Annotated in this window: 21 protein-coding genes; 15 read left to right on the top strand and 6 right to left on the bottom strand. The window is 65.0% G+C overall.

Features of this window, described 5'->3' with window-relative positions; genetic code table 11:
• Positions 1 to 29: 29 nt before the first annotated feature.
• From ACZY08_RS29600 to ACZY08_RS29555, 10 genes are all read left to right on the top strand, one after another.
• On the top strand, positions 30 to 1211 hold the full coding sequence (locus tag ACZY08_RS29600) for a PPE family protein (RefSeq protein ID WP_124713178.1): 1182 nt from the start codon (positions 30 to 32) through the stop codon (positions 1209 to 1211).
• Between the two features lie 162 nt (positions 1212 to 1373).
• Complete coding sequence (locus ACZY08_RS29595; RefSeq protein WP_463748160.1) at positions 1374 to 1676, top strand: WXG100 family type VII secretion target; 303 nt, start codon at positions 1374 to 1376, stop codon at positions 1674 to 1676.
• Positions 1677 to 1709: 33 nt separating this feature from the next.
• Positions 1710 to 2000: a WXG100 family type VII secretion target gene (locus ACZY08_RS29590; RefSeq protein WP_082941557.1), complete on the top strand. Its 291-nt coding sequence runs from the start codon at positions 1710 to 1712 to the stop codon at positions 1998 to 2000.
• Positions 2001 to 2100: 100 nt separating this feature from the next.
• On the top strand, positions 2101 to 3012 hold the full coding sequence (locus ACZY08_RS29585; protein ID WP_463748159.1) for an ESX secretion-associated protein EspG: 912 nt from the start codon (positions 2101 to 2103) through the stop codon (positions 3010 to 3012).
• A 152-nt stretch (positions 3013 to 3164) separates the two neighbouring features.
• Entirely contained in the window at positions 3165 to 4682 is a 1518-nt protein-coding gene (locus tag ACZY08_RS29580; RefSeq protein WP_463748158.1) for a MinD/ParA family ATP-binding protein, read from the top strand.
• Positions 4679 to 6277, top strand: coding sequence for a type VII secretion integral membrane protein EccD (gene eccD, locus ACZY08_RS29575; protein ID WP_463748157.1), 1599 nt, complete (start codon positions 4679 to 4681; stop codon positions 6275 to 6277). The genes ACZY08_RS29580 and eccD overlap by 4 nt, the downstream gene beginning before the upstream one ends.
• Positions 6274 to 8007, top strand: coding sequence for a type VII secretion-associated serine protease mycosin (gene mycP, locus ACZY08_RS29570; RefSeq protein ID WP_463748156.1), 1734 nt, complete (start codon positions 6274 to 6276; stop codon positions 8005 to 8007). Before eccD ends, mycP begins: the two co-directional genes overlap by 4 nt.
• Positions 8004 to 9629, top strand: a complete 1626-nt coding sequence (gene eccE, locus ACZY08_RS29565) for a type VII secretion protein EccE (RefSeq protein ID WP_463748155.1) — start codon at positions 8004 to 8006, stop codon at positions 9627 to 9629. Before mycP ends, eccE begins: the two co-directional genes overlap by 4 nt.
• Positions 9629 to 11473 carry a type VII secretion AAA-ATPase EccA gene (gene eccA / locus ACZY08_RS29560; protein ID WP_463748154.1) on the top strand — a complete coding sequence of 615 codons (1845 nt, stop codon included), beginning with the start codon at positions 9629 to 9631 and terminating at the stop codon, positions 11471 to 11473. The genes eccE and eccA overlap by 1 nt, the downstream gene beginning before the upstream one ends.
• A 152-nt stretch (positions 11474 to 11625) precedes the next feature.
• Complete coding sequence (locus tag ACZY08_RS29555; RefSeq protein WP_463748153.1) at positions 11626 to 13443, top strand: ATP-dependent nuclease; 1818 nt, start codon at positions 11626 to 11628, stop codon at positions 13441 to 13443.
• Between the two features lie 284 nt (positions 13444 to 13727).
• Here ACZY08_RS29555 and ACZY08_RS29550 read toward each other — a convergent pair whose 3' ends face one another.
• From ACZY08_RS29550 to ACZY08_RS29525, 6 genes are read right to left on the bottom strand one after another with little or no spacing between them, the layout of a single operon-like run.
• The gene (locus ACZY08_RS29550) at positions 13728 to 15905 is read right to left on the bottom strand and encodes a hypothetical protein (RefSeq protein WP_164480962.1); all 2178 of its coding nucleotides are present in this window, start codon (positions 15903 to 15905) and stop codon (positions 13728 to 13730) included.
• Complete coding sequence (locus ACZY08_RS29545) at positions 15902 to 18904, bottom strand: ATP-binding protein (protein ID WP_463748152.1); 3003 nt, start codon at positions 18902 to 18904, stop codon at positions 15902 to 15904. The genes ACZY08_RS29550 and ACZY08_RS29545 overlap by 4 nt, the downstream gene beginning before the upstream one ends.
• Complete coding sequence (locus ACZY08_RS29540) at positions 18905 to 19234, bottom strand: hypothetical protein (RefSeq protein WP_064884969.1); 330 nt, start codon at positions 19232 to 19234, stop codon at positions 18905 to 18907.
• A gap of 56 nt (positions 19235 to 19290) precedes the next feature.
• Entirely contained in the window at positions 19291 to 20244 is a 954-nt protein-coding gene (locus tag ACZY08_RS29535) for a hypothetical protein (protein WP_463748151.1), read from the bottom strand.
• Positions 20245 to 20268: 24 nt separating this feature from the next.
• Positions 20269 to 21429, bottom strand: a complete 1161-nt coding sequence (locus ACZY08_RS29530; protein WP_463748150.1) for a hypothetical protein — start codon at positions 21427 to 21429, stop codon at positions 20269 to 20271.
• Complete coding sequence (locus ACZY08_RS29525; RefSeq protein WP_463748149.1) at positions 21429 to 21725, bottom strand: hypothetical protein; 297 nt, start codon at positions 21723 to 21725, stop codon at positions 21429 to 21431. Before ACZY08_RS29525 ends, ACZY08_RS29530 begins: the two co-directional genes overlap by 1 nt.
• A 98-nt stretch (positions 21726 to 21823) precedes the next feature.
• Here ACZY08_RS29525 and ACZY08_RS29520 point away from each other — a divergent pair, with 98 nt between their 5' ends.
• From ACZY08_RS29520 to ACZY08_RS29500, 5 genes are read left to right on the top strand one after another with little or no spacing between them, the layout of a single operon-like run.
• On the top strand, positions 21824 to 22258 hold the full coding sequence (locus ACZY08_RS29520; RefSeq protein WP_463748148.1) for a hypothetical protein: 435 nt from the start codon (positions 21824 to 21826) through the stop codon (positions 22256 to 22258).
• Positions 22242 to 22919, top strand: a complete 678-nt coding sequence (locus ACZY08_RS29515; RefSeq protein WP_463748147.1) for a hypothetical protein — start codon at positions 22242 to 22244, stop codon at positions 22917 to 22919. The genes ACZY08_RS29520 and ACZY08_RS29515 overlap by 17 nt, the downstream gene beginning before the upstream one ends.
• The gene (locus ACZY08_RS29510; RefSeq protein ID WP_463748146.1) at positions 22909 to 24327 is read left to right on the top strand and encodes a type IV secretory system conjugative DNA transfer family protein; all 1419 of its coding nucleotides are present in this window, start codon (positions 22909 to 22911) and stop codon (positions 24325 to 24327) included. The genes ACZY08_RS29515 and ACZY08_RS29510 overlap by 11 nt, the downstream gene beginning before the upstream one ends.
• Positions 24324 to 24611 (top strand): transcriptional repressor, encoded by a 288-nt coding sequence (locus ACZY08_RS29505; RefSeq protein WP_463748145.1) that lies wholly within the window; start codon positions 24324 to 24326, stop codon positions 24609 to 24611. Before ACZY08_RS29510 ends, ACZY08_RS29505 begins: the two co-directional genes overlap by 4 nt.
• The gene (locus tag ACZY08_RS29500) at positions 24608 to 24751 is read left to right on the top strand and encodes a hypothetical protein (protein WP_463748144.1); all 144 of its coding nucleotides are present in this window, start codon (positions 24608 to 24610) and stop codon (positions 24749 to 24751) included. The genes ACZY08_RS29505 and ACZY08_RS29500 overlap by 4 nt, the downstream gene beginning before the upstream one ends.
• Positions 24752 to 24777 lie beyond the last annotated feature (26 nt).

Here is a 24777-nt window from a genome sequence, read left to right as displayed (position 1 = left end):
CAGCGGCGAACCTTCGATCTGACTAGCAGATGACTGATTACGGTGGTCTTCCTCCGGAGATCAACTCCGGCCGGATGTATGCCGGACCTGGTTCGGGCGCGATGGTCGCGGCCGCGACGGCCTGGCACACTCTGGCCGCGGAGCTGGGCAGTGTCGGCGCGGCTTATCAGGCTGTCGTCGATGCCCTGCTGACCACCTCCTGGCAGGGACCGTCGTCACTGTCGATGGCGACCGCGGCCGCACCGTACGTGACGTGGATCTTGGCCACCGCGGCACAGTCAGAGGCGGCAGGTCTGGCCGCAACTCAGGCCGCCGCGGTGTTCGAAACCGCCCGGGCAGGAGTGGTTCCACCAGCGGCGATCGAAGCCAACCGCAATGCCCTGCAGACCCTCATCGCCACCAACTTCATGGGCGTGAATAGCGGCGCGATCGCGGCCACCATCGCGGCTTACGACGAGATGTGGGTGCAGGACGCCACGGTCCTCTACGGATATTCCGCGGACGCCGCGGGGGTGTCTAGTGGTCTGGCGGCGACGCCGTTCATCCCACCGCCTCCGAACACCAACCCGGCGGGCCTGGCCGCGCAGGGCTTGGCGGTCACAGAGGCGGGCGGGAAGGCGGCCGGCAACGCCAGCGAGAAAGTCGCCAACGCGAGCCTGCAAACCACCTCGATGCCAGGCAACATGGATGCCCAGTCCATGCTGTCCATGGGCCCACAGTTCATGAGCATGATTCCGCAAGCGCTGCAAGGGCTTTCCCAACCTGCGACCGCACCGCTGCAGAGCATGGGCCAGTTTCAATCGCTGCTGAGCCCGCTCATGGGGGCGATGAACAACCCCGGCTTGACCAGCGCCGTCAACGCCTCAGGCATCACCGCCGCGCCTACGGGCGCCCTTTCGGCGCTCAGCGGCGGGGGTGGGGGCCTGGTCAGCGGGGGCGCGGGTCCGGTGTCAGCGGCCCTTGGGCGCGGCGGCAGCATCGGTGGGCTGTCGGTGCCGGCGACGTGGGCGGCCGGCACCCAGAACGGTGCGACGACGAACACCACGGTGGTACCAGCGTCGGCGACCACACCGACCGGCGCGGTGCCAGCATCCGGGAGTACCGGCATGGCCGGCGCCCCGGTGGGTGCGATGGGAGGCCGTGACGGCCAGGGGGACGGCGGGCAGCCCCGCTACGGGTCGGTGGTACGGGTTCTGCCGGATCCGCGATGACGAGCAGGCAAACTCGATCCTATGTGATTGACACAAAGAGGGGGTCAAAGATTTTTCCAACCAATTTCTTTTGACCGTTGCAGTGGCATATCCCGCCACTAGACTTCGAATTGCGGACAGCAAACACGAATTTGAACTGCCATTTCCGACAAGGAGATACACATGAGCACGGTGGCAAACTTCCTCAGCGATCCCGCGGCGATGCGCGACTACGCCGGCCGGTTCCACGGAAACTCCCAGACGATCGACGCCGAGTCGAAGAAGGCCTGGGCTTCGGCGACCGGGATCACCGGCGCAGGCTGGACGGGCAACGCCAATACGACGTCGACGGGGACGCTCGAAGAAATGATGCGGGCATTCCGCAACATCGTCGACATGACGCAGGGCGTCAGCGACAAGCTCAATCGCAGCGCCGACGAGTACGAACAGCGCGAGCACGAGTCGACGCAGATTCTGTCGAGCTAACGACAACCCGGCATCCCTGAGGAGAAATCAACCATGTCACAACCGATGAAGTACGGATTCGAAGATGTCGACCATCACGGCATGACCCTGGCCGCCCAGGCCGGGCAGTTGGAGGCGGTGCATCAGGCCATCCTGCGTGACGTCGAAGCGTCCGCGGAATTCTGGGGCGGCGCGGGCAGCAACGCTTACCAACAGTTCGTCACCGAGTTGGGCCGCAACTTCCAGACCATCTACCAGTCGCTGAGCGAGCACGGAAACAAGGTGCGCACAGCCGGCAACAACATGGCGCACACCGACAGCGCCGTCGGCGGTTCGTGGATCTAGGCCCACGCCCAACGACTCATCGCGGCGAGAAGCGGCGGCACCCTGCGACATGGGTGCCGCCGCTTTGCCGTATTAACGACATCGAGAAACGAGAGCAACAATGAGCGCGACACGCGAGTCTGCGGCCGACGTGACCGTCAACATGCCAGCCCTGTGGGTGCTGCAAGCGATGCTCGGAATCCCACGTCTGGCACCGGAATTGGAGGCGTGGCCCTACGGCGCCGCCCGCAGCGACGAGTGGCTCAACGGCCATCCCGCGGTCGAAGGCCTACGCGAGCAAGGCATGGTCGGCCCTGACGGACGTGTCATCGAATCACTGGCCCGGCGGCTTCGCGTTCTGGCGGTTCCCGACGTCGAGGTGGCAGTTCAGGTGGGCCCGGGCGCGCGGCAACAGTCCATTCCCGATCTCGACGATCCGAGCACATGGCGATCGATCCCGGACGGGGAGTTGAGGGTGGTGATCGCTCGACAGGACGGACACTGGGTGTCGGCCGTTCGCGCTGGCGACGACGTGACGATCGACGACGTCGACGGCGGCGGCGATGCTCGATGGCTGGCCGGCCTGGTCGTCGGCCTGCTCGACACTGTGCATCCTTGTGGCCCGTCACGGATGACCGCGATCAATGTGCCGTTGGAGGAGATCCTGACGGCCGCCGCCGAACGAGCCGGGCTTGAAGCGGATTCGCCGCAGCGTGACACCGCGTTGCGCACCATGGGCGTGCGGGCGGCCGACCTCGCCGAGCTCGGCGAGCTCATGGATGCGCCGGTGGCCGAGGCGGTGCTGTATGCGCGCGCCTACGACGAAGCGGCAGTACACACCAGTTCCTCCACGCTGGACGTCCGCGACAGCGATGCTGGCAGGGTTGTGCTCTATCAGTTGCCCTCGGTCCGCGGGGCTGCGGAGGAATGGATGACGATCGCCCCGGGCAGCGCAGCCCAGATCGAGCAGGGGGTTAAGACGGTGCTGACAGGGGTGGGGGTTCGGTCATGGGAGACGCATCGCCGCGCATGACATGCGAGCGGATAACAGCTGGTCATGGTGGACAAAGCACGATCGGGCAAATGGATCACGGAAAGTCACGGTTGACCGTCGCTAAGCGGTATTTGCGGGCCATAGGATTGGTGCAGAGCCCGTCACAGTGAGCAATTGGGGTGGATTAAGAAATGGACAACCAGGATTTCGCAACGCGCTATTTCAGCGATCAAGCCGGTAGCAGCGACAGCGCGGACGAGGCGGCCGAGGGGAAGAAGGATCCGTTGACCGAACCCGCCCTGCCTCCCGAGCCCGAGGTCAGCGAGCCCAGTCGGCCCGTTGTCGACGACCCGACGATCGTCGGCCCGATGCCGGCCGAGGTCGCTGAGGTGATCGCGCGGCACGCGGCTCAACCAGACGCGGCCCGACGAGCCGACCAACGGCAGAACGATGCTCCAGCGAGCCGGCATCTACCAGCGCCATCTGCCAATGCCGAGGCTGCCCCGTGGCAGTACCAGCAGCCACCGGTGCAATATCAGCACCCGGGCCAGCACCAGCCCGTCAACGGGCAGCAGCCACAGGCGAATCAGAGCTCCCAGACCGGGCAACAGTGGCACGCACGACAGCCGTACCCCGATGCCCACGGTGTTGCGGTCGCACGGCCCGGATCCGACAGTGAATCCTCAGCGCCGCTGCAGATCGCGAGTTGGGCGGCGGCCAGTGAAGGATCACTGACGCCGGCCTGGGCCACCGAGGCAACCCGTCATCTTCGTCACGACGATCTGGTCAAGACCCGCCGGATACCACCTGAGGAGGGCTGGCGGCACGCGGTGTACGTCGGCAGCGGGCACGTAGTGAATCTCGGAGCGGGGCCGGCCGAGCGACTGCAGCTGGAGCGCCAAGCCCAGATCGCGGGCAACATTCCGGGCAACTACCAAGTTGCGGTGCTCTCGATCAAGGGCGGTGTCGGCAAGACACGCACGACGGCGGGGATCGGCACGGTGTTCGCGACGTACCGCAATGAGCCGGTAATCGCCATCGATGCCAATCCGACCTACGGGGCGCTCGGCCGCGTGGTCGATCCCCGTGCCACCTCGACCATCCGCGAGTACTTCGCCGACGGCGAGGAGATCGCGAAGCGCAATTACACCGACACCTATCCGCAGTCGCGCGCACGCACAGGCCAGAACCCGCAGGGTCTGGAAGTTCTTGCCGGAAACCAGAATGTAGCCAACCCGTTGGGGTTGACCTCGGACATGTTCAACACGACGCTCGCTCGTACGCGCCGGTTCTATCAGCTGGCGTTGATCGACTGCGGCGCCAATGTCGAGCACCAGGTGATGCCAGCGGTGTTGCGTGCGGCCAACGCATTGGTGATCGTCGGAACGGCGAACTTCGACGGTGCCGCGGCCGCCGAACAGACCATCGACTGGCTCACCGCCAGGGGTAAGCATGACCTGCTCCGCCGGTCGGTGGTGGTGCTCAACGACCTATACGACTGCGCTGAAAAGAAATTCGTCACCGCCGTCACTCACTCGCTGGAACAGCGGGTCGGTGCGGTGAAGTTCGTTCCGTTCGACGAGCACCTTCGTGACGGGGCGGTCCTGGACTTCGATGCCCTGCGTAAGCCAACTCGGTTGGCCTACACCGAAATTGCCGCATGGGTGGCGGAAGGCTTTCCCACTCCCGGTGGGGTGAGCCCGCGATGACGGCTGTGCAGCCACACGTGAGCGGGGTGGCGGCCGACCCATCGCCTTCGGCCAACCGGGTCCAGGTGGCGTTGATGGTCGCCGACGTTCAGTTCGGGGTCGTGCTCGATGCGGTGGCCCCGGTGTCGCGACACATGTCGGCCCTAGTTGATCTGTCCAACCAGCGACTCGACCAGATCGGACGTCCCAAGCTGCAACCGGCCGGCGCGACCGACGGCAAAGGAAAGGTCGTGCGGGGCCGGTGGGCGCTGTGCTGGGTTGACGGCACCATGCTGCGGCCGTCGCGTTCACTGGCCGAGCAAGGCGTGGTCGACGGCACCAAACTGTGGCTGCAGTTCGTCGACGACACCGAATCCCGCACCCCGGTTATCGAGAATGTGACCACGGCCGCGGCGACCGAGCTGCGCCGCAACCGGCAGAAGATCACCCCGGGCCTGGCCGCCCGCATCGGTGTTGGGTTGCTGTCGGCGAGCGTGTTCGTGGTGCTGGCCGTGCTGGCGCGCTGGCGCTACGGCCACGACGGGTTTGTGCCGGCGGCGGCTGCGGCCGTGGTTGCGCTGGCGCTCCTGGTGGCTGCAACCGTGCTGGCGATGCGGGCTGGGGTGACGCGGCGGGTGCTCGTCGAAGACGACTCGTCGGATCGGCACGCGTGGTCGGAATGGCAGACCGAGGTCGCCGTGGCCGACACGTTACGGCTCACTGGCTGTGCTGCTGCAGCTGTCGCGGCTGCTCTGGTGGTGCCCGGTCCGCTTGGGGCTCCTCACGGTGCGCTGGGGGCCACGGTGGCGTTGGCCGCCGCCGGACTTACGTTGCGGTACACGGGCCGTCACGTCTCGTTGTGCACGGCGGTGATCGTTCTTGGGCTGGTGGCGTTGGTGACCGGGGCGGTGCGGATGCTGTTGGTGACATCGGCTCCGGTGCTGCTGGCCAGTGTGCTTCTGGTGGCCATGGTCGGGATGAAAGTCACCCCGGGCCTGGCCCGTATTGCTGGCAAGATCCGGTTGCCGGTCATGCCGCCTCCAGGGCGGCCGTGGGTGTTTGAGACTCGGCCGTATCTGCCTAGTGAGGTCGTGGTGGTCGTGGGGGGCCGCCCGGTGCTGGAAGGCCCGGAGTCGGTACAGCAGGTGGCGCGCAACACCGAACGGTCCCGGGTCTACATCACGGGCATGTTGATGGCCTTCAGCATTCTTCTGGTGATCGCTTGCCTGGGGCTGTGCGATCCACAGGCTCCCCGGCGGTGGCTGATGGTGGCGCTGGCCGGTGTGGTGGCCGCTGCGGTGCTGCTGCACGGCCGGTCGTACACCGATCGGTGGCAGTCGTCGATCCTCGCAGTGACCGCCGTGACGATCATCGTGGTGGTGGCGCTGCGCTCCGTCTTGCAGCTGTGGTCGCTTCCCGCACTGCTCGTCGGATGCGGGCTGATCGTGGCGCTTCCGACCGTCGGCCTGATCGCCGCCGTGATTGTCCCGCGCAGCACCTACACGCCGGTGTTCGAGCAGTTCGTGGAATGGATTGAGTACCTCCTGCTGGCGGCGGTGTGGCCGCTGGCGTTCTGGGCGATGGAAGTGTTCTCTGCGATCAGGTACCGCTCATGAACCGCCGCAGTCGGCTTCTGGCACCGATGGTTTCGGCCGTCGCCGCGATGAGTTTGGTGGCCACCTCCACGCTGTGGGGTGCGCCGACCGCCTGGGCGATCGAACCGCCCAGCGTCGACCCGGGCGCGTTGCCGCCTGACGGTCCGCCCGGGCCGCCAGAACCGATGCGCCAGGGCGCCTACTGCACCCGCGTGGCCACGCTTCCCGACACCGACTACAGGGTGCAGCCGCGTTACATGGACATGCTCAATCTGCCCGAGGCGTGGCGGTGGGGGCGCGGCGCCGGCGTCAAGGTCGCCGTGATCGACACCGGGGTCAGCCCACATCCTCGCCTGCCCAACCTCATCGGCGGGGGCGATTATGTGATGGAGGGCGGTGACGGTCTGTCGGACTGCGATGCGCACGGCACGTGGGTGGCATCGCTGATCGCCGCGGCACCGATGGACGGCAAGACCCCCTTGCCGCCGCCGCGCCAGCCCCGCCGGCCGGACACGGTTCCGACGAGCGAAGCGCCGCCGCCGCCACCGCCGCCGCAAACGGTGATCGTGCAAGTCCCATCACCACCACCGCCGCCGCCGCCGGCGCCTGCTGGCCCGCCCCCGCCAGGGGAACCGGGTATCGCGCCGTCGGCCTGGCAGCCGACAGGCACGACCGTGCGGGTGCAAGCGGTGAGCAACCGATTCAACATCCCGCAAGAACCGGTCGACGATGTCGAGGTGCCGGCCGAGCCAGCCCCGCCGCCGCCACCACCACTGCCGCCGGCCGACGGATTCTCCGGTGTGGCACCGGATGTGGAGCTCATCTCGATCCGGCAGTCCTCAAAAGCGTTCAGCCCCAAGGATGCATTCAGCGGCGATCAGGATCCGGCCACGCGGAAGAAGGCCGGCGACATCCAGACGATGGCTCGCGCGGTCCGTCACGCCGCGGACATGGGCGCCCAGGTGATCAACATCAGTGCGGTGTCGTGCATGAACGCGTTGAATGTGATCGACCAGGGTGCGCTGGGTGCCGCCCTGCGCTACGCCGCGGTGGAGAAGAACGCGGTGATTGTGGCCGCTGCCGGCAATACCGGGTCGGGTGGCAACACTGACTGCGAGCAGAATCCGCAGTACAACCCGATGACACCGGATGATCCGCGCAACTGGGGCCAGGTCAAGACCGTGGTGACGCCGGCGTGGTTCGACCAGTACGTCCTGACGGTCGGGGCGGTGGACTCCGCGGGCAATCCGTTGACCGATCTGAGCGTCGCGGGCCCGTGGGTGGGTCTCGCCGCTCCCGGCACCGACGTTGTCAGCCTCTCGCCCCGCGACGACGGGCTGATCAACGCCACGGAAGGCCGCGACAACGCCATGGTGGCGCCGGCCGGCACGTCGTTCTCCGCGGCGATCGTGTCCGGTGTCGCGGCGCTGGTGCGAGCCAAATTCCCGGAGCTCACAGCTCATCAGGTGATCAATCGGCTCATCAGTACGGCTCGGCCGCCGGCCCGCGGCGTCGACAACCAGGTCGGTCACGGCATCGTCGATCCGGTCGCCGCACTGACGTGGGACTTGAAGGATCCGGGCGCTCGCGTTGGGCCGGAACGTCTTTCGTCGCCACTGTTCATCCCGCCTGCTCCGCCACCGCGGAACATGACACCGGTGTGGGTCGCTCTCGGCGGGATCGGTGGCGTGCTCGCACTGTGCGTGATCACTGTGGGGTTGACCGCGATGCGATCGAGGAGGGTCCGATGAAGCCGATGTTCGCACTCGGTGTGCGGGCGAGCTGGGCGCGGCTGGCCGTGGCGTTCCTCGCCGCTGTAGTGGTTCTGGCAGGGGTCTCCTCGACCCTGGCCGGTCCGGCCGCGGTGTGGGTGTCGATCGGGGTCGCCGTGGTGGTGGTCGCCGCTGTCCTGCTGACGTGGCGTCACGAGCATGTGTTGACCCTGGTCGGTCGTCTCCTGCGGCGACGGCCGGCGACGGGGTTGCTGGCGGTGACTGAGGCCGCTGATCACACGACGCAGTGGCCTCCGACGTCGGCGGCGGTGCGTGCCCACGGCGCAGAGCTGATCGCGGTGGTTGCGGTGGACGGGCGCTCACACACTCCGTCGGTGCTTGACCACAACCGCGTGCAATCACCGGCCAGTCTGCCGATCGCGGTTGTCGCCGAGGCCCTGCGGCAGTTCGATGTGACGCTGTCGGGGATTGACGTGCTCAGCGTCGGTCGGCGCCGGGCACCCAACCAGCACCACCCCTATGCGGCGACCTACTCGAGGAAGGTGGGCGATCACGGTGCGATGGGCAGTCGCCGCACCGTCTGCGTGCTGCGGATGAACAGCCATGACAACGTCGACGCGGTCCGGTGCCGAGAATCTGTGGCCGCCACGTTGACTGCATGTGCGCAGCGGTTAGCGGCCGAGCTGACCGCTCAGCACTGCCCTGCCCGGGTGGTCGATGCCGCCGAGCTCGCCGACATCGACACCGTATTGGGCGCCGGCATTGGCGAACCGTCGCGCCCGGGCTGGACGGGCCTGCATCATGATGGCGGCTCCGTCACTGCGTATTGGGTGTCCCCGCAGGACATTTCGAGCGAGACACTCGACCGGGTCTGGGTTTCCGACTGCGACTACACCGCCACCGCCCTGCAGCTGCGGCCCGGGCCGGAACAGTCCACCGAGGTCGGGCTGTTGGTGCGCTACGCCACCGGAGGTCCGCTACGCGAACCACCCATCCTTGGCCTCAACCCTCTGTCGGGGAGGCATGACCTGGGTGTGCGGGCAAGCGTGGCCGACGCGCCCACACCGCGTCTGAGAGTTCCCCATCGGCTCCTGCGCGCCGGCGAGGATCTGCGGGCACCTATCGGCTCGACGGGCGTCATCATCGGTTCCACCATGAGCGGGCACCTGCTGCTGGTCAGCCTCGCCAACGCGGTGCCCGCATCAACGGCCAGCGTCACCGTGGCCAGTGAAGTCGCCCAGATGCTGCAACTGGCGATGAGCCACGCGGCGATCGGCTACCAGGTATTGGTGCGTTCGTCGCGGCCGGACATGTGGCGCGATGCCACCGGCGCAGGTTTGCATGTCGTTCCCGGCCTGCCACCGAAACTGCCGAACAACGGCGACGGGGTGATGGTGATCTACGACGATCCGCGCTCCTCGGCAGGATCCAGCGCGGCCCGCGCTGCCGCCGGCCCGCGCGCTGCCATCACGGTACGGTTGGTGCCGGCGCGGACCGCCAGCGTCGCTGACGTTCACCTGGAACAGGACTCGGAAAATACGTGCGTCCTGCGCACCGCTGAGTTCACTCACCGGTTGAACTCCGACCTGAGCACCGAGCGGAATCTGATCCGGACACAGAAGCGGGGGCGGGTGGCCTGATGACCGTGGCGAACATGCAGAGCGCAGAGGCGGCCCGTCAGGCGCTCACCCGAGGGCTGTTGGCCTCGGGCGTGAGTGTGAACAACATGATGCCCAGTAACAATCCCGAGGTGGCGGCCAAGTCTTTCCGGATCGCCACCGACACCGACCCGTCGATGTGTGACGCCTGGCTGGCGCGCATCCACGCCGGCGACGACTCGGCCAAGACATTGGCGGGAGCCTGCGAGGCACGGTCAACGTTCGGGTGGGAATTTCAGCGTCTCGGTATCTTGCAGTCCTCTTTCTGCCCAATGGTTTTCGATGGACTGTTCGTGAGTCTGGAGATCACCTCCCGCGATTCCTTGCTGACCGGCTATGCGACGGCGCTGGCCCGCGAAGGCCGCTACGCCGATGCCAGCGAGGTGCTCGACGAGTTGTCGCCGACCGATCCGTTCGACGCCGACCTGCACGCCTACGCACAAGGGGTGCTGCATTTCCAGGCCAAACGATGGCCCGACGTCCTGCGGTTCTTCACCGTCGACAAGGTCTGGCGCAAACCGGTCTACGGCGCCGCGGCCGCAGCGATGGCCAGCACGGCGCTGGCCTCATTGGGGGTGTTCGAGGACGCCTATCGCCGAGCTCAAACGGCGATCGACAACGAACTGGTGCCGCACGCGGCCACGATCGCGCTCTACACCCAGGCCATGTGTCTGCGCCATCTGGGCAAGCACGACGACGCTGCGCAGCTCTTGCGGCGCGTGTACGCACGCGACCCGAAGTTCGCACCCGCACGCCAGGCGCAAGACGACAAGGACCGCCGGCTCACGATCACCAACCCTGAAACGATCGAAGCTCGTACCGACCCGTGGGATCCGAACACCGAACCCACCCCAGAGACCGAGCAGGCCGACCAGCAAGCCGAGTTGCTTGCCGAGGCTGAGGCCGAACTGGACAGGCAGATCGGCCTGGTCGAGGTCAAGCGGCAGGTGCACAAGCTGCGGGCATCTGCGAAGGTCAACAAGGTTCGGGAGGAGCGTGGTCTGCCGCTGATCGTCCGCAGTCACCACATGGCGTTCACCGGGCCACCCGGGACCGGTAAGACCACCATCGCCCGTGTGGTGGCCAACATCTATTGCGGCCTGGGGATTCTGCCCACGCCGAAAGTCGTTGAGGCCAAACGCGCTGACTTCGTCGCCGGCTATCTCGGGCAGACCGCCGAGAAAACCGACAAGAAGATCGACGAGGCCTTGGGTGGGGTGTTGTTCATCGACGAGGCCTACACGCTGATCCAGGAAGGCCTGTCGGGCGGGGACGCCTTCGGCAAGGAGGCTGTCGACACACTCCTTGCCCGCATGGAGAACGATCGGCATCGGCTCATGGTGATTATCGCCGGCTATGACGACGAGATCGACCGCTTCCTGGCGTCCAACGAAGGTCTGGGAAGCCGGGTACCGCGGCGGATCCGGTTCGCGTCCTACATCCCGACCGAGCTGGGTGCGATCGCGGCTTCCATAGCGGCCCAGAAAGAGTCGACCATCGACCCGGTGGCCAGCGAGCTTCTGGAGCGGGTGTGCGCCAAGCTGGCCGAGCACCAGGTGGAGACAATCGACTCCGACGGGCAACCCGGTAAACCGCGGCGTGTTCTCGACGTCGCCGGCAACGGCCGCTTCATTCGCAACGTGATCGAGGAGAGCTTCGACGAGCAGATGCTGCGTATCGCCGAAGAACTCGACACCGGCGAGGTCGATGACACGACCATGACCACTATCACCGAGCGCGATATCGCCGCGGCTTTGCGAACAGTTCTGGCCACCGCTGTCCCGGGGGCCGTCGATCTCGACTCGGTCATTCCGACCACAGCCTGACCCATTCCGAGCCGCAGACACCGCCCGCTCATGTCGCCAGCGCCACACCTGTTGGCAGGGCTGTTTCACAGCGATGTGCGACTCAGGGTGCTTCAGCACAGGATTGAGGGTAACGATGTTTGCGAGGCAACCTACGCAAGTAGGTTGACGACGTGCATATCGATCGTGTGGACGTCGAGCGGTTCCTGGGGTTTGAGCGGCTGAGTATCGAAGTCGACCCCCAGCTGCAGCTCATCGCGGGTCCGAACAACGCCGGTAAGTCCTCACTGCTCCGTATGCTTGAGACATTCTTCGCGGACCCGTCAAGCATGGACCTGCAGCGGCTGAAACCGCTACACGACTATTACGTTCACGGCGGACCGCGCATGATGTCGAGCATTCAGGTGCAGTTTGCTGGCCTAACCGAGGAAGAAGCAGCTGACTTCTCCGATGCGGTGGTAAGGAGAAACGGAACTTTCTGGGTCAAGATCTCTTGCACCCGGGGCGGGACGATCAGCTACCACACGAGCCGCAATTCGCCACGCGCCCGCGACATCTACCAACGGGTGCTGGAATCCTTCAGCTTCGTCAAGATCCCATCTGTCCGTGTGAGCGAGACAGGCAAAGGGGAGAACGACCAGTCGCTGCTTCGTCTGCATGAGACCCTCGAAGGCGTTCTGGTGCGCTCAGGCGGTTCGCGCAAGACCCAGTTGCAGAAGGAGTTCGAAGACGCGATCGCTCCGGTCGAGGAACTCGTACACAGAGTGCTAAGCGACTCGATCGAGGCAGTCGCTTCCGAATTGCCGTTCCGGGAGCGCGATCTCGGTATAAAGCTGCCAGACTCCCGGCACGCGCTGCGTGGCATGCTCAGCGAAGCCGTCATCACGAGCAGAGACGAGATCGAGGTTTCCATCGCCGAGCGCGGTACGGGTTTCCAGTCTGCAATGGTGCTCGGCATCCTCCGGTATGTCGCATCGCGGAGCAACCAGACAGCGGGCAAAGTTGTGTTCGTCATCGAGGAGCCTGAGGCGTTCCTCCATCCACAAACTCAGCGTGCGATGGCGAAAATCCTCCGGGATATATCCAGCGACGCACAGCTTCTCGTGACGACCCACAGCCCGGTCCTCGTGGACTCCTTCTCCGTCCGCCGCATCGTCCGACTGCCGCTGAGTCCGTCCGGGACCAACTACGAGGCGAAACGGCAAGAGCTGTCGGAGGCCGAAGAGGGGCGGCTGTCGCGAGACTGCGACGCGACCAACAGCGAGTTGATATTCGCGAGCGCAGTGATTCTTGTCGAGGGGCACGGCGACAAACTGCTCGTTGACTACCTACTGGAGAGAATCACAGGCGGGGCCGGCGGGCACTATGCCATCGGCATCACCGTGATCGAAGCGTCGAGCATCGACAACATTCCCCGTCTGCTCCGCCTCGCGCAGCTCTTCGGGGTGCAGGCCTACTGCATCACCGACAAGGACGGGATGCACAAGGCTGGCGACGGCAAGCGCAAGGTGCTGGGGATCCTGAAGGCGAAGGATTCTCCACCGTCGCAAAGCGAGGTCTCACAGCTGTGTGTCCTGGCCGACAGGCATGTGTCCAAACTGACGGCAGCGTTAGAGCAGCAGGAGGAGCTGAACGCCAAGCTCAATGCGTGGGATGTGTTCGTGCTTGCATCTGACCTAGAGGGCCTTCTGCTTGACACCGTGGGGCAGAAGCGCCTTGCGGAGAAGCTCGGTCCAGACGGTGTGAATCAGGTCGACAGAGCAACCGCGACACGGTTCGCCGAAGGGGGCCAGGGCAAGGAGGAACTGGCTTCTTGGCTTGGTTCCAAGGGCTGGAACTCCACCAGCAGAAAATCCGGCAAGGCGAAACCCCATCTGCCGTCGGCGCTGCTGAGGGAACACTTAAGCGAGCGGACATCAACCCGCGCTATCCGTCCACTGGAAGAATGGCTCCGGGGCATTGTCTCGGAGCATGAGCGATCACCACTCTGAACCCCGCCTTCCGTCCGGGTCCGCGGCCGATTCCGAGGTTCATGCCGACGCGGGCCCCGGCAATTGAACAGGTGGTTGGTGCCTTGGCTGTTGGGGTGTTCGTCCTGCTGCACGCCGGCAGTGATCCGGTGGTGCTGCGCGCCGGCTGCTTGAGCATGAACGGTTCGACGTCTATCGAGGCAATGTGGCCCAGATGGTGGCCGATCTGGGGTGGCCATCACCTGGGCCTGCCAGGGAAGAGACCGACACTGGGGCCACGAACCCGACAAACTGACCACAAAAGGTCAGCGCTGCTGGCCTCTGCCGGGTGCTGGTGGCTCATTCCAGTAGTCGTTGGTGTCGGTGTCGAATATGGGCTGCTGCTGCGGCGGCGGTGGAGGTGGCAGCGTTCGTTGTTGACTATTCGCCGGCTGATTGGTGCGGCCGTCGGCCGGAGCCTGGGAGCCGTAATCTCCTGGCACCCAGGAATGTTGGGGACCGTTGGCATCGATGACCGGGGGAGCGTCAGGCGAAGGCCTCCCGTTGCCGTTGCCACGGGGCGCGGAGTGTTGTTTGCGGCCACCTTGCACCTTCTCGGCTACCGCGAGACCCGCTACAACTTCTGGAGCGACCACAGCTGCTGCACCGCCGGCCGCCGAACCGCCCGCACCGGCCGCTGCACCACCTGCGGCACCCTCGCCCGCCGCCGGCAGGGCACCGCCACCTCCACCGCTAGGTACAGGTAGCGATTCAGTCAACCCACCAGCACCGCCGCCTCCAGCGCTTGTCGATGAGGGCTTGTTGACGCTGGAACGTCCTTGGACGGGCTGCCCAGTGAGTGGTTGATCGTCCGCGTCGTCGCTCCCACCGCCGCCGGCTGCTCCTTTGTCCATCAGCCAGTCTCTGCCGCGTTGGGTGGCGGACATGCCTTTGTCGACGGCTGCCTGGCCCTTGTCGTATCCCGCACGGGCAGTGTCGATGACTTGGTGCACCGCGTGCACGAGGTCTTGGCGGGTGTGGTCGTTGAGTTCCTTCTTCATCCACCAGAACAGACCGATGGCCACCGCCGACATGATCGCGATCATCACGAGCTGCGCAACGGGGTGGGTCATGCCGACCTGTGACGCATATCCGCCCGGCGCAACGGTTTTCAGGATGATGACTGCGGTGAATGAGATGTACACGACGTAGGCGAAGACGAGGAACGCGTGCTTGAAGAATTCCTTGATGCGGCGCTTTCCACGCTCGCGCGGCTTGCCATCGATCATTGCGGGCCCCGCGCCGAAGAGCGCAAGTATGCAATTGAGAAACGCTGCGCCGCAGACCATCACGTAGCTGTACGTCACATAGCAGATGAAGAATGTGAAGAGCAGACCGAGGATGCAGAACCCGACGCCGACAGCGAAGCTGCCGAAGTCGAGTTGTTGGGCGTGTGCGAGCGCCTGGGGTGCTCCGCATTTGGCCATCGCGTGGGCGGGGCCGGAATGGTCTCCACCGCCCAGGAACGGCAGGACGTCGGTCGCGGCCGACGCCGGCGATCCGGGCATTCCGACTGGTGTCGGCAGCGTTCGCCTATCCCCAGCCATCAGTGCATTGGAGTAGGCGCTGGCGCAGGTGCCCACGTCGTCGACGACCATGCCGAAGTTCTGAATCTGCAGCGGATGGCGCAGGACGGCCGTCGCGGTCACGCCGGTCAGTTGGTCCAAGTTGGCCGCATTGTCTCCGCCAGGCACGAGGGAGCCGTTGTTGACGGCTCCCTGGGCGGCTGTGAAAGCCAGTGTGCGGGCTTGAAACAGCAGTCCGTGATCCCCGGACAGCTCGCCGAGGGGATCGCCTTGGAACACGAGGATCATGGCGATCACGCCGATCGCCAGGCTACTGAGCATGATGCTCCATCCGAGGCCGCGTCGGCCGTGCCACACCATCTGATAGGCGCCGTAGCCGAGGGCCAGGAGGAGGCAAATCGGGAATACCCACAGGTCGATCAGCAGAGTGCGCAGCATCTCGAACAGGGGTCGGAACCAGGTGGCCAGCCAGTACAGCCAGGTTGATGACATGGCGAACCGCAGCAGCCACAACGCGACGGTGATCATGAAGACGTAAATCGACACTTGTGCTTGCAGCCAGCTGACGACGGTGTCATGGCTGACACCGGTGATGATCGCGTTGCCGAGCCACCGCGCCCAGCTGGCCGGGTTGATGGACAGATCGGGGCCGGCTTCTGTGATCGCTTCTCCGGCCGAGACCACTGACAGGTAGTAGCTGCCGAGGGGAACGCCGTAGCTGTCCTTGATACCAGTCCAGTTCAAAACGCCGGCCATGGTTGAGGCGAACGCCGGTGGTGCGGCGACGACCGACCAGAGTGCGAGAACGTGGCCGACTGACCAGAAGACGCTGACGCGCCGGATTCTCGGGTGCGTGGCCATGAAGTACCCGAACCGCTCGGCAGGATGGACCTTTTCCGTTTTGGTGAGCGTGCTCATGCTGCCTCCTGACCTGGCGTGGTGTCGTAGGCGGCGTGGATGCGCGCGTCGGGTTCGTGGGCCACGACGATGGGGGCCGGTCGGCGGAATTCGTCGATGAAGAAGGCCTTGCCGATCCGAGAGCCGCGATTGGGTCGACCGGTGCCCTCGTCTTCGTCGTCGTCGAAGTCGGTCGGTTCACGCATGTCTTCGGGATCCGGGTCGGCGAGGAAGTACTCTTCAAGGTCGTCGTAGTCGGCAGCGCGCAGTCCGGCTTTACGCGCGACTTCTTTTGCCAGTTCCTCGTTTTCGAACGGGACGATGAGTTGTTGGGTGATGAACTTGTCGCCCATCAGGGTGAGGTCGGCTACCGGATCCTGGGTGATGATCAGCAACCCGGTGTAGTGCTTGCGAGCGCGGCGGCTGATGAGGTGTGCGTCGGCGGCGCCGGCGCGGGAGTTGAGCAGGCCTCCGGCTTCTTCGAGGATGATGAGGCCGAATCGGGACTTGTTGGCGAAGAAGGTGGTTCGGGCGAGCCGGACGAGCATGCCGTAGATGGCGACGGAGGCCTTCTTGCGGTCGCTGAGGTCGTTGTACAGGTGGGGTGTGCTCATTTCCTCGGCGTCGGGCAGGTCGAGGCTTTCGGTGAGCCAGATCGTCAGGTCGAGGTTGGCCAGGTCGGGGATGGGCAGGGTGTCGTCGAAGATGGCGCGGGTGAAGTCGTATGTTGACCAGGACTGCAGGGCAACCAGGATCGGGTAGAGATCCTCGGCAAGCCTGGTGACCTGCTCGGACCGTGTGTCGGGTTGGTCGATCGGTGCTTGGATGCTGGCGATGTAGGCCATGAGCGCCGCCGTGCTGGGGATCTTGAGTTGTCGGCGGGCGCGCGCGGTGAGGATGGTGCGCAGTCGTTGCACGGCGACGCTGCGTGAGTCCAGGCCCATCATCGGGATCATGTAGTCGAGCCAGTAGCCGCCGGCGACGCGTTCGGGGAAGATCCGTAGCGGGTCGCAGCCGAAGTTGTTGCCGGCCATATCGATCACGGCCTTGCGGTCGGTGGGGACGTCGGCGAATGCCTTGGCCCATTCGATGCCGGGGTCGACGATGAACAGTTGGGCGCCGCGCTGGTATTCGCCGCGGGCGATGCGTTTGGAGGCATAGGACTTGCCGTATCCGGGTGCGCCGCTGCAGACGAGGCAGGGGTTGTGGTTACGCCGTGCGGTGCCGGGCAGGTCGATCAGGACGGCGCTGTTGAGTGCGTTGGACGTGTTGAAGCCCAACAGTGTTCCGTTGGTGTTGCCGACCTGCGATGAGGTGATTGGAACGAACCGGGACCACTTTAGTGCCGTCGTGCGGTAGCTGAACTGCTCGACGGAACTCTTGTGGGTGGGGACACCGGAGTTGAATGCGGCCCAGAGTTTGGCCTGGGCGCCGCGGTGGTGGCGTACGGAGACCTGACCGGAGGATGCGAGCTGTTCTTTGAGGCGTTTCACGCTGTGGTCGAGGGTTGCGGGGTCTTTGGCCCCGACCGCGATGACGAAGGCGGTCTCCATCGGACGTTCGTCACTGTTGGAGGCGAGTAGGCGGTTGTATTCGGCGAGCTGGCGGCCGGTGTCGCGTAGTTCTCGGTCCCCGTCGCGGGCGTCGTGCCGTTGCTTGAACTGGTCGTCGAGGTTTTCCTTGGCGCGGTCGTTGCGCACGAATTCCAGTTCCCGGTTGTGGGCGACGAGGTTGATGGCGAAGTCGAATTCGGCGCCGGTGTTGAGGTCGTCGAGTGCGTCGAGGAACTCCGACCCTGGAAATCGGATACCGGCCTTGGGCATATCGGTGACCGGCAGGATGGCTTGATAGCTGTCGGGGTAGAGGCCGTCGGGGCAGCTGATGCGCAGCACTTTTTTCCAGGACGGCACCCGCCGCACACCGGCGCACCACAGGGCGAGGAGGCCGGCTGTGGTGAGGCCGAACAGTATTGCGGGGGCGACGATGACAAACACTGCGGTGAGGATGGCCAGGGCGGCCATCACGCCGGCTGCGGGCAGCATGGGCAGTTTGCGGCCGGAGTTGTGTAGTTGGTCGCCGTCGTCGAACTCGGCCACGGGGAAGTTGCGGGGTGCTTGTCGAGCGGTCCCTTGGCGGCGTCGGGGGAGCGGGTTGGTGAAGGTGCCGCGCCAGGCGGTGCGCCGCCAAAACCAGTCGACCATGTCCTCGGTCACCGGCACCGGTGAGAAGTCTTCCGGCAGCGAGGTGACGATGTCGTGGGCGAGGGTGCGGTAGGCGGCAAGGGACTCGTCGGAGTCCTTGTCGCGTCCGGCCAGCCAGTCTTTGAGTTTGGTGGCCTGGCCCAGGGGCGTATGGCCTTCTCGGCCGGCGTCGACGGGAAATCGCAGCCAGTACAGGCGGGTCCGGGGGTTCTTCTGCGCGAGCTGGCCGACGAGTCCTTGGCAGGTGGCGATCCATTCGGGCTTGTCGCGGTGACCGTGCAGCATCGCGCGCAGCAGTTGGCGCTGGCTTTGCGGTACCGACATGCTGTAGATCCATGCGCCGGCGGGGACTTCGCGGGCCAGGTTGCGGTGCCGTTCGGCGGCGCCGAGGCGGTGTTTGGTCGGCTGCAGGTAGTAGCGCAGCCCGGACACGAGGTAGTTGGCGTACACGCCGTGCTTGGTGAACTCCAGGTGGCCGATGACGTCGTCGGGCGGGGCCAGGATCATGCTGTCTCGGCTGGATTCGTTCTTCGGTCGTATCGCTCGCCAGATGCTGCGGATCCGGAATCCGAGGCTGGGTTTCCCGTACGGGATCATGGCGCCGATCCCGGCGGTGATGAGCGTCAGAAACAGGGGAACGAAGAACAGGGTTTGTGCGTGTCCGGAATCGAGGAACAGCAACGGCAGTGCGATGGTGACGGTCCCGCCGAGTGCGAGCGGAACCGCCACCCCGATGCGCAGTGACTTGTTGAACAGCAGATCGGTGTAGGTGGGGGTGTCGTGCACCCCTTTGAACACCTGTGCGGATTCGACGGCCATTTAGCCGAACTGTCCTGTGGTGATGCCGCTTTGGTCGACGGTCTTCTTCGTGGATACGTAGATCGCGTAACCGGATCCCACGATGACTGCGACGATGACCGACAGCAGTGCCCACAAGATTGTTTCGCCTTTGCGGCCGCCGAAGAATGCCGCCGTGGCACGGGCGCCGCCGCCGATCAAGATGAGGATGACGAAGACTCCGATGAGGATGGTGTAGAGCGATCGCGATCCCGACGTCAGATCGGTCGCTGCGAGAATGGTTGTGGTGGTGCCCGGTTCGGAGAGGGCGTTTGCGGTGAGGGCCGTGAGATGGCCGGTAGTGGGGAGCATTGGTTTTCCTTTCGGGGGTTAACTGGTGCGGGTTGATCGATCGGATGCGTTTGGCATCACGGCTTTCCAGTTGTCGGCGCGGGGACGACGGGTGTGAGTTCGGCGTCGGTGGCCAGTTGCGGGGCATAGTCGATGCCGGCGACCATCCAGCGACCGTTAATGACGGTGAGGCTGAGGGCGTAGTCCTCGCGCCGCGGCGAGTACTGCCGGGTGACGGAGTCGACTGTGGCGAACGCATGGATGGTGGTGCCTTCGGCCGGCATGGCATCGTCGGGGACCGCACGGGTTGATTGCAGTTTCTTGACGCGAGGACCGCGGCCTTTGGCATCGCTCTCGGACAGATAGTCGGGGACGGCGACGAGCCCTGACTTGTCGGTGATGTAGCGGTCCAGGCCACCAGCGTTGGTCAGGTAGCTCTCAAAAAAGCCTGTCAGCGTTTGGAATACCGGTGACTTGGGTGACAACGTGGTGGAGTACCCCAGGGGCAGGGTCGCTCCGGCGCCGGCGCAGTCGGCTTTGCCTGGTCGGCTGGTGGCCTGCAGGCCGTAGCTGCTGTAGAGGACGGGGATGCGGTAGCACTGTTCGGTGGCCGGCGCGGCAACGTAGGGCCGCTCGGACACCGAGACGATGACGCTCCATTGTTGGGCGTAGCCGAGATCGTCCTCGAGGGTGACCGCGGCGACTCCGGTCGAGCTGATCACGGCGCCTGGGTTTTTCGGCAGGGGCTGCTGCTGATCCTGGTTGGCCCAGCACGTTTGAAGCGATGCGCGCTGATCGGCGGTGACGGTCAGGGCCTTCTCGACGCATTGCAGTGCGAAATTGCCGACCAGTTCGGTGCGGTTGATTTGCTTGCGCGCCGGGCCGTCCACGTCGGTGGGCTCGTTGAAGATCCATCCCCAGATCGTGGAGATCGCAACGATGGAGCAGGACGCGACCGCCACGACGAGGAACGCGAGGCCGATCCAGCCGCCGGTGGTGTCGATGCGACGTTGCCAGGTCTTGGTGGGCATTGGTTGTGCCGCCTTCCTTGATGGTTAGGAGGGGATGGGTTGGTGGCCTTCGACTGTGATCGAGGACACGGCGAATGTGTTGTCGACTGGGTCGGTTTCGGTCGGGCTTCCCGGCATTCCAGGGAAGCCGGGAAGCGGGGCGGTGGAGGACTCTGGCGGCGTGCCGAGCGGAGCCCCGAGAACGTCGTCGAGCAGTCCACCCGGGCCGGGCGCTGCGGGGCCCTGGTCGGGTGGTGGAGCGTCGGTCGGGGGCCGTGAGGTTTCCTGGACGATCATGGTGATCGTGGAGGCCAACACGCCTTGTCCGGGCATCGGCTGAGGTGCTTCGCCGTGGACGTTTCCGGTGTGCTGAGGAACGATTGTCGGTTTGTTGCCGTGGTCGGTCAGGATCCATGACACGCGGGTCACCACGCGGTGTTGGAGCCACTGGTCGGCTCCGGATGCGTCGGGGCCCACCCAGCCGGGGGTGATGCGGATGGCGGTGACTGCCATGGTTCGGCCGAGTTCGATGGTGAGAACCTGGCCGTCGACACCGCCGCGCACGCAGACCCAGGCTTGGGTGGGGTCACCGCTGGCGACCGCTTGGGCTGCGGTGGATCCGGGTAGGCATCCCGGTGCGCTCGCGGTGAACGGGATGCCTGCGGGGCCTCCGGTGGCACCTGGCGGGGGCGGCGGCGGTTCTGCCGGTGCGGCAGTGATTCTCGTGACCGCCTCGGACTGCTCGCCCTCGGTCTCGGGGCCGTTTTTCATGCCGAGCAGGACACTGGTCACGGCGATCGTGGTCACGGCCACGAACGCGACGAATCCGATGGCCAGCGGTTTGTTGAAGCGAGGCGCTGGCGCTGGGGCGTCTGCGGTTTCGGCAGTGTCAGCCGCGACGTCGTCGTTCCCCGTGTCGTAGATGTCCGCGTCGTCGACGATCGCCACGACTTCGTCATCGCTGTCATTCTCGGCGCTGGCGGGTGGGGCGAGCTCGTAGTCGTCGATGTCGTCGGGTGCCGCCGCGGAGCTGTCGTCGTCGGGATCGTCATAGTCCGGCTCGTCGCTGGGTTCGTAATCCTCTGGGTTGTAGTCAGATTCGTTGCCGTACCCCGTGTCATCGGGATCTCGGTCGAGATCGGCAAGCCACTCCTGGGTTGCCGACCATGTCGGTCCGTCGTGCGTGGCGTTGTCGGGGTGGGTCATCAGACGACCTTTCGCGTGTGAGCCGTTGGTGCGCGGTGAGCGCCGGCCGGGCGGCCGACCGTGACGGCAGCGGGCCCGTGGCGGCGCGGGGCCGGCGACAACGCGGGCAACGGCGACCGAGCGGCGGCGCGCCGGCGCCGGCGATCGAGCAGCCGGTTGGCAAGCGTTGCTGTGATCACGAGGGCGGTTGCCACGCCGATAGCAAATCTGTGTTCGAGGATGTAGGCGACGGCGGTGGCGAGCAGCGTCAACCAGAACGCGATGGTGCCGATCGCGACGCCGAGAATCGTTCGCATGGGTTCTCCTAGTGAGTTCACGCTGAGGCTAAGGGGTGGCAATACAGTTTTGCGATAGCTGTCGCTAAACGTGATGAGCAATTGCTACGTTCTGCGTTGTGAGACCAATACCGCAGGACGGACCGGCCCGGCTGATGTTTTTTATCCAGCGCAGACTGGTGCAGTTGGGCTGGACTCGTGAGGATCTCTTCGCCCACGGTGGCCCGTCACCGTCGACCCTGTACAAGGCGTCCCGGCTCAACCGTGAAATGGATGAGCGGGTCATGCATCGCCTGGAGCTTGCCGTGGGGTGGGAGGAAGAGTCCTGCAGGATCACCCTTGACGGGGGTGAGCCGACCATTCGACTGTCAGACCAGGTCGATACGGTGAAAACCCGTGTTGACGCCGCAGTGGCGCTGTCTGAGAGGGTCGCCGTCGGACGTACCGCAGCAGAGTTGCGTGACTTTCTGATGGGTGTCGCTGAACAGCTGCGCGAGTTCTATTCTGATGATCAAGCACCCCGCCAGGAGGCCGCTGATGTCGGCGCCCACTGATCGGTTCGACGAGGTCCGACGAAAGTGGATTGCACGGCATCAACACACGTTCATATTTCAGAAAAGACGACAAGAAATTCTTGCTCGTCAAATTCGCGACCGCGCACAGGAAAATACCGGTGCGCGGGTTGACCCTGCCGACGATGACATTATTCATCCGATATGGGCACGGTCCCCGGAAACCATTTATGCGGCGGTGGACTGGGTGATTGTTCTGACCGCGGCAGTGTTCGCACCGATCGGCTGGGCCGTCGGCCGCGGCGTCTACTCGTTTACCGTCCAGCTAATCCCAGAGAACCTGAGGTCGTATCCGATCGCGGCGTTCATGTGGAGTGCGGTGGCGGTAGGTGCGCCACTGCCAGTCATCTACTGGCTGGCGTATTCCGGCAGCGGCACGTTCGCCTCGACGGTCGTTGTGCCATGGATTGTCGCCCAAGTGCCGGCCGCGCTGCTGGCAGCCGGGATATACGGAATCTTGGAGGGCTGGCTGGCTGTTGACGGTTCGCGCGACTGGTGGCCGATGCGGCCGCCCCAGGACCACGACGAGGTCGACTTCGGTTTCCACACGGAGATCGAGATGCTGCCGAGCGTGTTTCGCACCCGTTCGCGCCAGCCAGTAGGGGAGCGCACCCCGATCAAGCGAGATCGCGATGGCCTATAAACCGCCCCCGACGCCGTACTGCGGGTTCGTGCTTGACGAGGAAACCAACCGTCGCACGGTCGCGGAATCTGCTGCCCACGTGCTGGTCTCAGCGCCGACCGAGACCGGTAAAACGCGTCGTATCTTGGCTCCGGCCGCCGTGCTGTGGACAGGGCCTGCGGTTGTAGTGAGTCCGAAAGACGATCTGATGCAGCTGGTCATGCAGCGGCGCTACGGCCCGAGCGCGCTGATCGACTTTCGTCCCGACTACGACGCCGACTATCCCGACGACATTTCCCTGCTGTCGTTCGATCCGACCAAGCTCATCGGCACGCCAGATCAGGCTGTGACGATCGCGAACACGATGATGCAGATGTCGGCGGTGGGCATGGGTTCGGGCGCAGACCAGGTCAGCGACGCCGGAATCTGGGAGTCGAACACTGAGACTCCGCTGGCGGCGATGCTGTACGCAGCCTCACCGCGCGGAAATAAGGCAGGGATCGGGTGGGTTCTGCTGGCTGTCAACAACACCCGCTTGACTAAGCAGGGCCAGCAGAAGTCGACAGATCCTGGTTGGGAGCACGCTGCTGACATCGTGGCCGACATTCCGCTGTTCAGAGATGCGTTGATGGCGACGTTGGCGATGGATCCCAAGCAGCGCGACAGCATCGCGTTGACGATGCGAAAGTCGGTGACGCCGTGGATGCGTCTGCAACTGCGCGGGAATCTCCCTCCGGCGTTTGATGAGTCGATCCTGGAGGATCCGACGTCCACGCTGTATGTCCTCACCCCGGCTGAAGGCTCCATCGCCGGCGCCGCGGTAACCCTGATTGACCACCTCGTACGCGTCTGCCGAGCTAAGACGGCACGCAAGGAGATGCGGCACCGCCTGCTGATCGTGATCGACGAGGCTGCCAACACCGCCCCGATGCCGGCACTTCGCCGCTACATCAGTGAGGGCCGAGGGCTCGGCGCGAATCTCGTGCTGGCTGTGCAGGCCAGCTCCCAGTTGGAAACTGTGTACGGGACCGCCTACATGAAGGAGCTCCGCGACACCTTCCCGTCGGCGTTGATCATGTTCGGCGCACCGGAGATGGAGATCTTGCAGCGGGCTGAGGAATGGGAAGGGCAGACCACTCGGCGCCAGGAGACATTCGATCAGGTGTCCAGCCACAAAACGCTGTCCTCGCACCTGGGCAGCACGCTGGAGTACCGGCGGCTGCTCCCGCCGAACCGTGATCATGCCCGGCTGGTACGCCTCGGGACCGCCGGCGTGTTGACCGAGATCCCGGACTGGTCGAAGTTTCTCGCGATCTATGACCGGGCGATCAAGAACGTCCTGGACGAACCGGCGGCGCGGCGGCGCGACAGTTTTTGGACTCGGCTTGCTGAACTTCATCAAAGTGCCATGGCACGAAGCGAAGCATGATGAGCGGCCAGGCGCTGAATGCTCGCCAGGCGGCGATTCTCGACGTCCTGCGATCCACGAGAGGGTTCCTGAGCACGACCGAGATCCGCGAGCAGGTCAACACGATGGCCGGCGTGGTGCTGGTGGCCGAGCAGGTTTACCGCGCCCTGCTGATTCTGGAACGGCGCGGGCTGGTCGAGCGAGTCCGGGTTGATGGATCAGTCAAAGCGCATTGGGGGCGGGCGGGCCGGCACATCGACGTCGGGCCCCGAGAATCCAGCAGCAAACCAAGGGAGACTGCATGATGGCGACAAAGAAGGCCCGAAAAGGGCCGTGGCTCAGTGGCTTATTGATTGCACTGCTCGGCGCGGTGTGGATGATCGGTCAGGTCACCGCCGGAATCGTCGGACTGATCGCGAACCTTTTGTCAGCACCGGTCATCTGACGACCAACTCTCACCGCGAACAGGAG

The sequence above is a fragment of the Mycobacterium sp. IDUB_9 genome (assembly GCF_055419505.1).
Note: the sequence above shows the minus strand (reverse complement) of the source record. Positions and strands in the feature narration are given on the sequence as shown.